This is a genomic window from Mesorhizobium sp. M0051, assembly GCF_040323235.1.
Lineage (GTDB): Bacteria > Pseudomonadota > Alphaproteobacteria > Rhizobiales > Rhizobiaceae > Mesorhizobium.
In genome coordinates, this window is record NZ_JAMYUT010000008.1 from 158,872 (window position 1) to 168,840 (window position 9,969).

12 protein-coding genes, 1 pseudogene and 1 riboswitch are annotated in these 9,969 nt (G+C 61.2%); of the genes and pseudogenes, 10 read left to right on the forward strand and 3 right to left on the reverse strand.

What is annotated here, in order from left to right; genetic code table 11:
* Positions 1 to 97 precede the first annotated feature (97 nt).
* Complete coding sequence (locus NKJ90_RS11000) at positions 98 to 1,111, forward strand: EpsG family protein (protein WP_023761026.1); 1,014 nt, start codon at positions 98 to 100, stop codon at positions 1,109 to 1,111.
* Between the two features lie 200 nt (positions 1,112 to 1,311).
* Here NKJ90_RS11000 and NKJ90_RS11005 read toward each other — a convergent pair whose 3' ends face one another.
* Positions 1,312 to 1,695 (reverse strand): hypothetical protein, encoded by a 384-nt coding sequence (locus NKJ90_RS11005; RefSeq protein WP_156938595.1) that lies wholly within the window; start codon positions 1,693 to 1,695, stop codon positions 1,312 to 1,314.
* Between the two features lie 183 nt (positions 1,696 to 1,878).
* Between NKJ90_RS11005 and NKJ90_RS11010 the strand changes: the two genes are divergently transcribed.
* From NKJ90_RS11010 to NKJ90_RS11025, 4 genes are all read left to right on the forward strand, one after another.
* Complete coding sequence (locus tag NKJ90_RS11010; RefSeq protein WP_023761025.1) at positions 1,879 to 2,598, forward strand: glycoside hydrolase family 108 protein; 720 nt, start codon at positions 1,879 to 1,881, stop codon at positions 2,596 to 2,598.
* Positions 2,598 to 2,816 (forward strand): hypothetical protein, encoded by a 219-nt coding sequence (locus NKJ90_RS11015; protein ID WP_023761024.1) that lies wholly within the window; start codon positions 2,598 to 2,600, stop codon positions 2,814 to 2,816. The genes NKJ90_RS11010 and NKJ90_RS11015 overlap by 1 nt, the downstream gene beginning before the upstream one ends.
* A gap of 1 nt (position 2,817) precedes the next feature.
* On the forward strand, positions 2,818 to 3,045 hold the full coding sequence (locus tag NKJ90_RS11020; RefSeq protein ID WP_023761023.1) for a hypothetical protein: 228 nt from the start codon (positions 2,818 to 2,820) through the stop codon (positions 3,043 to 3,045).
* A gap of 169 nt (positions 3,046 to 3,214) precedes the next feature.
* Positions 3,215 to 3,538 (forward strand): hypothetical protein, encoded by a 324-nt coding sequence (locus NKJ90_RS11025; protein WP_023761022.1) that lies wholly within the window; start codon positions 3,215 to 3,217, stop codon positions 3,536 to 3,538.
* 203 nt (positions 3,539 to 3,741) lie between these two features.
* On the opposite strand, the gene NKJ90_RS11030 is transcribed toward NKJ90_RS11025, so the two are convergent.
* On the reverse strand, positions 3,742 to 4,449 hold the full coding sequence (locus tag NKJ90_RS11030; RefSeq protein ID WP_023761021.1) for a hypothetical protein: 708 nt from the start codon (positions 4,447 to 4,449) through the stop codon (positions 3,742 to 3,744).
* Between the two features lie 301 nt (positions 4,450 to 4,750).
* Between NKJ90_RS11030 and NKJ90_RS11035 the strand changes: the two genes are divergently transcribed.
* Both NKJ90_RS11035 and msrA read left to right on the forward strand, forming a co-directional pair.
* Complete coding sequence (locus tag NKJ90_RS11035; protein WP_352486098.1) at positions 4,751 to 6,187, forward strand: glycosyltransferase family 39 protein; 1,437 nt, start codon at positions 4,751 to 4,753, stop codon at positions 6,185 to 6,187.
* 131 nt (positions 6,188 to 6,318) lie between these two features.
* Positions 6,319 to 6,837, forward strand: coding sequence for a peptide-methionine (S)-S-oxide reductase MsrA (gene msrA / locus NKJ90_RS11040; protein ID WP_023761019.1), 519 nt, complete (start codon positions 6,319 to 6,321; stop codon positions 6,835 to 6,837).
* Positions 6,838 to 7,119: 282 nt separating this feature from the next.
* On the opposite strand, the gene NKJ90_RS11045 is transcribed toward msrA, so the two are convergent.
* Complete coding sequence (locus tag NKJ90_RS11045) at positions 7,120 to 7,455, reverse strand: hypothetical protein (protein WP_023761017.1); 336 nt, start codon at positions 7,453 to 7,455, stop codon at positions 7,120 to 7,122.
* 217 nt (positions 7,456 to 7,672) lie between these two features.
* Positions 7,673 to 7,786, forward strand: a riboswitch (TPP riboswitch).
* On the opposite strand from NKJ90_RS11045, the gene NKJ90_RS11050 reads away from it, so the two are divergent.
* The 3 genes and pseudogenes from NKJ90_RS11050 to NKJ90_RS11060 form a co-directional block, all read left to right on the forward strand.
* Positions 7,777 to 8,385, forward strand: coding sequence for a YkoF family thiamine/hydroxymethylpyrimidine-binding protein (locus NKJ90_RS11050; RefSeq protein ID WP_023761016.1), 609 nt, complete (start codon positions 7,777 to 7,779; stop codon positions 8,383 to 8,385). (Overlaps the previous riboswitch by 10 nt.)
* Before the next feature lie 106 nt (positions 8,386 to 8,491).
* The gene (locus NKJ90_RS11055) at positions 8,492 to 9,229 is read left to right on the forward strand and encodes an ABC transporter permease (protein WP_084025551.1); all 738 of its coding nucleotides are present in this window, start codon (positions 8,492 to 8,494) and stop codon (positions 9,227 to 9,229) included.
* Positions 9,226 to 9,962 (forward strand): annotated as a pseudogene (locus NKJ90_RS11060) (ABC transporter ATP-binding protein); the annotation flags it as partial. The gene NKJ90_RS11055 and the pseudogene NKJ90_RS11060, both read left to right, overlap by 4 nt.
* Positions 9,963 to 9,969: the final 7 nt, after the last annotated feature.

Sequence of the window (9,969 nt, forward strand, 5' to 3'; positions counted from 1 at the left end):
GCGATCACCCCCTAGGACAATGTCTGGCAAGCTCACGTAGCGCTAGCCGGCAGCGTTATTTGGATGGCGTAAGCATCTTGCGTTTCACTTGACAATAATGAAGGTGTTTATTGCACGTGTCGCCAAGAATCAAAAAGGCATTCGAATGCGACCCCTTCGCCACTTCGGGCTCCCAAAGTTGCTCTTTCTAGCCCCGGTACTCTTCTTCGCAGTTTCTCGAACCGACTATGCGAATTATGCCTCGTATGCCTTGGAAGGTGATATCGTCGCCTACTCAAGAGATTTCGCCTATGCGACCAGGGCAACATTCCTGGTTTATATGACGGCAGTGGCGCATGAGCCTGTGTTCATCGCCATGCATTGGCTTTACGCCAACCTGGGGTTTTCGATCTCTGACAGCATGCTAGCCAACAGCATGGTTATGGTCTCAGTCTACTATCTCTACTCGGTCAGACAAAGCGATAGCGTAATCCTTGGAGCGATATCGGCTGTCGGGCTGATCATGCTGCCATGGTTTGAGCAATTGGGTCAAAACACGTTGCGTCAAGGATTTTCGCTTATCTTCATTCTCGCGTTCTTTCTCGCGATTAACGACGGGAAGAAATACCGAGCCATCCTCTTTGCCGCTTTGGCGATCGGTAGCCACTATAGCGCTGCTCTATTCGTTGCGATCTATGTCTTGGCGGACATTGTTCCACGTTCAGGAAAATTTGTATTTTCAGCAATCGCCCTGATTTTCGCTGCTTATGTTACAAATTCTACTACTATCATTTCTAATATAATAGTTACCCCGATTCTGGCGCAGGCTGGCCTATACACTCAGTACTCCTCCGACATGTTTATGAGCTACGGAATAGGATTCAAGGCCTTGTTTTTTTCCTATTCGTTGGTCCAATGCATCGCCAGTATCTTATTGATTAATATGGCGGCAAAGAAGTCGGACGAGCGCCTTGGAAAGTATTGTGTCCTCATGACGGTTATATACATGTTGGCGAGCGGACTACCTTATTACAACCGAGTCGCCATGATGCCGATGCTTTTGCTCCCGGTGGTGCTCGTGACGCTATATGCTCGTATAACCGCGCCACGCCGTTCTTCGGCATATCAGTGAAAATCATTCGACTAGGCGTTGGCTAGGCGCTTAACTCATATTCTGCGCATCGACTGAGGTGCCGTGGGCTGCTTTCTGGATCGCATCCCCTCGACCGTGAAATCTTATTGTCCGCCCGGGAAATATCGCTCAATCTTCAAGCAACCGTCACCGTAGATAGCAACTCGCGGGCACCTGCGCCCGTTCTCAGAGGCAGCCCCCTAAACTGTCGTGCTCGATGCGTGCGGATCGTCATTGCCGACCAGAAGTACCAAGCGAGCGGCCACGTTGTTGAGGCACAAAGTGCCACCGAAATCGGGAGCACGAGGAACCCGACTCAAAAGAACCATCCAGCGAAGTTCGCATTTGAGACCGCGTAAACTGCCGCCCGCCCGATCGAAACGGCGGCAGAAATCGTTCCCAAAGCGATGAACCAGGCTGCGAAAAGCCGGTCCGTCGGCCTTGAGTAGATAGCTGTGGCCGAGGCGCGTAGCGCGAGAACAACAAGCGCGAATGATATTGTTGCCGCACTGAGCCAGGAACCCAGTGGATTGCGTTCGGCCGATCGCAGGTGTCGGTGATCGCACCTCGACGTTGTCCGTCATCTTGCCCTCTCTCCACAAGATCTGTGCTGAGCAAGAACACCATGGCCCTGCCCACCGGCATGGCTGCGCCAATCAAATCCGTGATGCTCCAGCCCATCGCTCGCCGGGACATGTCGCGAGCAGATTGAACCATCGTGTCCATCCTCCCAGCCTAGCAAAACCGATCCGAAAGGAAACATAACCATGGACCGCAACTTCGCGCGGGCGCTTGCGCTCGTTCTGAAATCTGAAGGGCTCTGGTCGGACAATCCAGCCGATCCAGGTGGCGCCACCATGAAGGGGGTGACGCTCGCCAATTTCCGCCGCTACGTGAAGGCCGACGCGACGAAGGCGGACCTCCGCAGCATCGGCGACGCGCAGGTTGCCACGATCTACCGCCGTTTCTACTGGGACGCCGTGCTCGGCTCCGAACTGCCCGATGGCGTCGACTTTGCGGTGTTAGATTTCGCGGTGAACAGCGGGCCTGGCCGGGCGGCGAAATACCTGCAGGCGGCGGTGGGCGTTGCCCAGGACGGCCGGATCGGACCGGTGACCCTCGCAGCAGTCAAGGCAAAACCGGCCGGCGTCATCATCGATGCGCTCTGCGATGCGCGGCTGGCGTTTCTCAAACGGCTGCCGATATGGGCAACGTTCGGGCGCGGCTGGTCCGATCGGGTGAGGTCGGTGCGGGTCCAGGCCTTGCTGATGTCGGCGCAACATCCCGCGGTGGCCGCGCCGGCGTCTGTCCCGCAACCGTCCAAAGCCGATGCCATCGCTACCGAGGCGCAGACGGTCCAGCCCGTGCCTCTGGCACCGCCATCCGGCGGCAAGACGGCTGCAGCGGCCGGCATTCTCGTACTCGTGGCCGCAGCGCTGGCGGCGTTCCGGCATCACCTCACCATTCTTTTCGGGAGCCTCTTTTGATGACATGGTTCAACACCAACGCCCTACACAATCTCCTCAACACGCTGATCGCCATCATCTGCGGCGGCGCCCTTGCCGGCTTCGACTGGACGATGTTCGGGGTGAGCGACCGCGCCGCGCTTCAGATCAGCGGCACTATCGCCCTTGCCAAGATAATCATCAACGCGGTGCGTGACGGTCCGCGCGGCATGATCGTGCCGCCGGCCAAGGAGACATGAGATGGGAACGCTCGCACTGCTTGGCCAGGTCTGGCCATATCTCCTTGCAACGGGTGCCGCGCTCGCGGGCCTGTGGACTGCCTACGCCAAGGGCAAGGCCAACCAGAAGGCCAGGCAAGATGCCGCCGACGCCGCGGCTCGCTCCGAAGCCCAGAAGATCGATGATGCCGTTGCCGGCCGGACGCCGGACGACAACCGGAGGAGGCTGGGCAAATGGTCAAAATCCTAGCGCTTTCCCTCACGCTGGCCGGCTGCACCACATCGGGCGGGTCATTCTGCGCGGCCGAGCATCCCATCCGGCCGACACAGGCAGAGGTGGCGACCCTATCCGACGCGTCGGCAGCGGCGATCCTGGCTCATAACGAAAAGGGTCAGAAGCTCTGTCGATGGAGGCCGTGATGCACGAAATTTTCGACCTGCTTGGCATCAAGGGACCGGTCGTGGCGGCTGGCCTTGCCGGCGGCGTTCTGCGCGCGCTCTCGCGGCATCGCTACAAATTGCGCGAAATGATAGCGTCGCCAATCTGTGGCGCCTTGGCGGCGGCATATCTGACGCTGCCGGCGGTGTCCTACGCCAGGATCACCGGCCTGCCGATGCCGGATCCCGTCGACGACACCACCACACTGGCAGCGGCCTTCCTGATCGGCGTCTGCGCCATGTGGATCTCGGACGTCCTGTTCGAGTTTGTCGCGAGGCGATTCAAGCCGCCGTCAGATGAGTAGCTGCCGGCTCCGGTCGGCGTTGTCTGTTGGCATCTGCTTGACAGCATGCCCGAGACACTTTCGGCATAGAGCCGCGCAGAAAGAGCCGCCAGACGCGGTATAGTCCTCATTCCACGACTGCCATTTTTGCCCGCCTCGGCTCGCGCCGGGGCGGGCCTTTTTGCGTTTCGGCCCGATGCAGCGGCGACTCGGATTGGCAAGCCTCAAGCCAGGATGTTGACCGCGCGTGCCGCGACCAGCGCGATGGTCAGCAGCGAGATCATGGATTCCGCCATCATCAACAGCTTGGCGCGCTGGGAGAGTGGCAACGTATCGGTGGGCGAAAACGCTGTCGCATTGGTGAAGGCAAGGAAGAAATAGTCGACGAAGCCGGGCAGCCAATCGCGAAGGTCACGGTCGTTCAGCGTCATCTGTGCGAACAGGAAGTCGGCCTGCGCGAGCTTGACGAGCCCGCAGGTCGGCGGTCCACCGCGATCGGTGCTCCAGAACCACAAGGCAAAGACGATGACGTTGGTGACCCATATGTTGAGCGCATCGATCAGCAGCGTCGTGCCGCTGTTGCCGGCATGGCCCTCCAGCAAGGCACGCACCAGCAAGAACAGCGAACCGCAATTCATGAGGCTGATGATGGCGGTCATGGCCAGCGCGGTTCTGCGGATCATGATGCGAAACTGGCCGATCGCGTGCCACTCGTGATCATCGATCGCCTTTCGGGTGGCGGCCTGTGTCCAGGCCGTGGCCACCGACAAGGGCAGCAGCAGGGCGGCCTCCAGCACCGGCGCCAGCCAGCGCGGCCCAAATGAGAGGTTGTTGATGACCAGAAGCTGCAGGCAGATGATAACCAGAACGGCCGCGCGCGCCATCCAGAAGTCGAGCGCACGGTAGTGGATGACGGCGTGGTGGTGGCGCATTGGGATCCGGATTTTTCAGGCTAGGTCAGCCGTGCAGTGCTATCGTGGCTGGAGAGAGGAGCGCCGATACTCCTGCTCGATAATGGTGCTGCAATGGCACATAGCTATACTTTTTTGTAAGCTTCGACGTTTGGGCTGTTCGTCAAACCGGACTATGTGATCTAAGCGCCGCATGGCGGGGATAGATGGATCCATGGACGACTGGGTGCCGGCGGGATTGGTTGCCGCCGGCGTCGATTCCCCATCGGTTTTGTCCAGTCTAATCCGTAATCCCTTGTATTTGCTGGCAATTTTGTGCCTGATGCAGATATTCTGCTGGACGGTGGCGCCCGCACTTGTCAACGTCTCACCGCCCAACGATGTCGTCGAAGGCTTCATGTGGGGCCGCGAATGGGTGCTGTTGAGCTACAAGCATCCACAGCTTCCCGCATGGCTGCTCGAGACCAGCCATCTTCTGACCGGATCGTTCCGCTGGCCGCAATATTTCCTGGCCCAGCTAACGATCTCGGCGACTTTCGTCCTGGTCTATCTGCTGGCCCGTGACCTGATAGGGCAGAAGCGTGCGCTGGCTGCCGTGCTTTTGATGCCGTCTCTCTATTTCTTCGGCTGGCCGACCCCGCAGTTCAATCATGACTACGCGCAGATGCCCTTCTGGGCCGCTATCTGCTGGCTGTTGTGGCGTGCAGGGCGTGGTGGTGGGCCGGGCTGGTGGCTTGCGCTCGGACTCGTATCGGGCGCCGGGCTCTACGCCAAGTTTTCCACCGCCCTGCTGTTGCTGTTCGGCGCGATTTGGCTGTTGTCCGACCCGCGGGCACGCAGTCGGCTCGCCACGCCTTGGCCATGGCTTGGCCTTGTGGTTTTCGTCGCTGTCGCCGCGCCGCTGGCCGTCGAACTCAACCGCGTCGATTTCCTGCCGCTGACCTATGCCGCCTGGCGCGATCAGTGGGTGCTGGCCCATCGCTCGCGCTTCTACTATATCGGCGTCCAGATGGCCGGGCTCTGCGGCTTTGTTCTGGTGCTGGCGATATCAGGGCTGCTGCGGCGCTCGGCGGCGCCGCAAGAGCCCGTTGGGCGCGGTATCCTCGTCTATCTCTTATGGATGGGGCTTGGCCCGGCGCTCCTCGTCATGGTGGCGTCCCTGTTCACAGGTGCAGGCGAGGCCTGGGGCGCGCCGATGTACAATCTTGCTGGCGTTGTGGCGCTTGCCTTGCTGGGCCACCGCCTCGGCACCGTCGAGATGCGAAAGCTGGCGATCTGCGCGTTCGTCTGCATCATCGGCATATCTGGTGCTTATGCGGGGATCCGCTGGACGAAATGCAATTTGCGTGGACGCATGGATGCCGTCTGCTGGCCGGCACAGAAGATATCGGATGAGGCCGAGGTCGTCTGGCACGCGGCCGCGCCCGGTCGGCTCGACATCGTCGGCGGCCATCCCCTTATCGCGTTGCTGGCGGGCCTCAACGCCTATGACAAGCCGTCGATCTTCACCGACCTGAACTTGCAGTATGCCCCCTGGATCACCAAGGAGCGGCTGCGCGACCACGGCATACTGCTGGTCTGGCCTGGGCGCGACGTGCCACCTCGACTGCAGGCGTGGGTGGGCAACGTCCCGGTCAAAACCGTTCTTTTCGACTGGTCGCTCAGGGCGCCGCCGGTGGTGGTCAGCTTTGCCGCCATTCCGCCCGGCGCGCCACAGTTGCCGAATGCGATCGACAGCCTCGGCCAAACGAGCAACTGAAGCAGGTCGGCGGTCCGCTGGACGGAGCAAGAGACAATGCCCATTTATGGGAGATCCAACTTGATTTTGCGCAATTCCAGACGGAAAATCGCTACACGCTTTTCCTGGAATTGCTTTTGAGGAGACGTGATATGGCGACTTCGACCGAACGTGCAGTTCTTGCCGGTGGCTGCTTCTGGGGCATGCAGGATCTGATACGGCGCTATCCCGGCGTCATCTCCACCCGTGTCGGCTATAGCGGCGGCGACGTGCCCAATGCCACCTATCGCAACCACGGCACCCACGCCGAAGCCATCGAGATCAATTTCGATCCGGCCATCATCAGCTATCGCACGCTGCTGGAGCGCTTTTTCCAGATCCATGATCCGACGACCCGCAACCGGCAGGGCAACGATGTCGGGCTGAGTTACCGCTCGGCGATCTATTACACCAGCGACGAACAGAAGCGCGTCGCCGAGGACACTATCGCCGATGTCGATGCCTCGGGTCTGTGGCCGGGCAAGGTCGTCACCGAAGTGGCGCCGGTCGGTCACTTCTGGGAAGCCGAGCCTGAGCATCAGGACTATCTGGAGAAATATCCCAACGGCTACACCTGCCACTTCGTCAGGCCGGGCTGGAAGCTGCCGGTTCGCGAAAAGGCTGTTTCGTAGACTTCACAACCGGCGACTGTGCCATGCATTGCCACCACAGGGCTCGCGGTCGGTGCGCCTTGTCGCCTTGGTGCAGCCGCCAGGGATGGCCAATGGGTTGCGGTCAACGGTCCTCTGGTCGTCTCCGGCGGCAATATGGCAATAGCCGCCCGCGGTGACGGTGCGCCGCACGCCTGCCTTGAACAGGCCGATAATGCCAACTTGGCGGAGTGCCCGGTTCCGCGGACGCCAAAAGAAGCCGCGGAGCATGCGCTCGCGGCTTCTTCGGTTGCCAGCAATGGCCTACTTACCGCAGTGGTTGTCATTGACCGTCGGCACAGAGGTGCCCGGCGAGGTGTGGGTGGCGTCAGGCTGCGCGCCCTGCGGGCCGGCCGGGCAATTTCGATCTGCGTTCGAATTCATGTCGCCGGGCATGCCGGTCGTGCTGTTGGTTATGCCGAGGTCGACAGTACCGGGCCTGACCGTATTCGGCGAAGCCGGGGTGTTCGGCTCCACAGTCACCGACTTCCCGCTGCCGGCGCCATCGCCACTTGCGTTATTGCTACCGGCACTTTGCGCCATGGCTGACATGGCCAGACCAATCGTGAGAGCCGAAGCTGCGAGGATTTTCATGAACATGGTTTGTCTCCATTTCTGTGAACTCGTCGCTTGTTTCTACGAAGGTGATCGCATTTGCGACTATGGGAACAACCGGTCGCGGCAGCGAAGGTTCCCGATAAAATTTCGCTCCAGAAACATCGGCGGCTTCGACTCAGGAACCACGCCTGGCGCAATGCTTTTTGGTGCAGCGCGCTGAAAAATGGCTTTCACTTCGGTTTGATTGGTGCTTTAACCCGCGCATCCACAGGGGTGCTCCGTACGGTCGGGGCTGAGACGGGGGCGGCAAGCCCACAGACCCTAAAAGCTGATCTGGGTAATACCAGCGGAGCGAGGCGGGCCATGTTTTCAGGCGCACAGATTTCCCTATATCCCATGGCCGACGATTTCGTCGGCGTCATCCTTGGCGCGCTGGGCGCGCTCGGTCCCTATCGCGACAAGCTCCGGATCGAGACCGACGACATCTCGACCCTGCTGGTTGGGCCACCCGAGGTGCTGTTTCCAGCCATGCGCGACCTCTTCGTGGCGGCGGCGCGCAGCGGTAAACATTGCGTGCTGTCAGCCACCATCTCACGCGGCTGCCCGGGCGAGCCGGACGATCCGATCTGCCGCTCCGATGCTCTTGGCGGACCTGTCGGGCCACTCGGCCCGCGCAGGGATGCGGCCATCGCGGCGGTGCGCGGCGCGGCTTCGACTGGCCAGCCGGCGGCAGCGCAGTTCTCGCTCTATGTGATGGGCACCGACGACCATATGGACGAGATCTACGGCTGCATCGATTTTCTCAAGCAGTCGGGCGTCTATGAGCGCTCCAAGCATTTCTGTACGAAATTGCGCGGTGATGCGGGCCCGATCTTTTCGGCGCTTGACGCGGCATTCTGCCGCTTCGGACCCGGTGCCGGCCACGTAACCCTTGACGTCACGGTTTCAGCCAACAGCCCGTCGGCCGTCTGAAACAGCCGCCGCCTATGCGCGGCCGTCAAAGGTTACCTGCCTGGTCCCATCCCCAGTTTCTTCGCGCCCGATCGCGAGCCTTCTTATCAAGGCGGTACCGGTGACGATGTCGGTCGGACTGCTCCTGCTGGCCTGGGAGCTTTATGCCACCTATTCCGGCATCAAGCCGACGACACTGCCGGCGCCGTCACGCGTCCTCGCGCAAGCGATGCTCAATCGCGAGGCGTTGGTCGACAACGCCATTCCGACCATCCGCGCCACGCTGCTTGGCTTTGCCTGTTCGCTCAGCGTCGCCTTTGCGCTATCGATACTGGTCGACTTTTTCCAGCCGCTGCGCCGCGCGCTGTTTCCCGTCTTCATCGTCAGCCAGACATTGCCGCTGGTGGCGATCGCGCCGCTGGTGGTGCTGTGGTTCGGCTTCGGACTGGCGCCCAAGATCATGCTGGTGGCGCTGGTCACCTTCTTTCCGATGCTGGTGGCATTGGTCGAGGGTTACGAGTCGACCGAGGCCGAGATCGGCCAGATGCTGCGCGCCATGGGGGCAGGGCGCTGGCGCGTCTTCGTGCTGGCACGGCTGCCTTCGGCGCTGCCTTACTTCTTTGCTGGCTTGAGGATCTCCATCACCTATGCCGTGGTCGGCGCTATCTTCGCCGAATATGCGGGTGCGGCGAAGGGCTTAGGCATCTATATGCTCAACGCCAAGAACAATTTCCGCCCCGACCTGGTGCTGGCCGCTGTCGGCGTCAGCGCAGCGCTTACACTTGTCCTGTTCGGCTTGACTGTACTGTTGCAGCGCCTTGCCATGCCTTGGGAGGGCAAGCAAACCGCAGGGAAGCGGCGATGAGCCGGCTCGAACTGCGGCATGTGCGCAAGGCGTTCGGTGGGCTCGACGTGCTGGCCGATATATCGCTGAGTGTCGGCGCTGGTGAGTTCGTCTCTGTGCTTGGGCCCTCGGGTGCCGGCAAGTCGACGCTGTTCCAGCTTCTGACCGGCGCCGAGCACGGCGAGGGCGAGATGTTGTTCGACGGCGCTCCCCTCGATGACCACGGCAGGCATTTCGCCTTCATGCCGCAACGCGACGCGCTGATGCCGTGGCGACGCATCCTCGACAACACGACGCTGGGGCTCGAAGTGCAGGGCATCGGGCGCAAGGCGGCGCGGGCACGTGTTGCGCCGCTGTTTGCCGAGTTCGGGCTTGCTGGCTTCGAGCGGCATTTTCCTGCTAACTGTCCGGCGGCATGCGCCAGCGTACGGCCCTGCTGCGCACGGTGGTGCAGGAGCGCGACATGCTTTTGCTCGACGAACCGTTCGGCGCGCTCTACGCGCTCACGCGCACCGCGATGCAGCGCTGGCTTGAGCGGATGTGGCGGGATCACCGCTGGACGGCGCTTCTGATCACCCATGATGTGCGCGAAGCCGTGTTCCTGTCCGACCGCATCTATGTGCTGTCGGCGCGCCCGGCCCGCATCGTGCGCGAAATCAAGGTGCCGCTGCCGCGACCGCGCAGCCTCGGCAGCGACGCTGCGCGCCAGGCTAGTGCGCTCGAGGCCGAGATCCTCGACATCATCCTCAACCCAACCCATC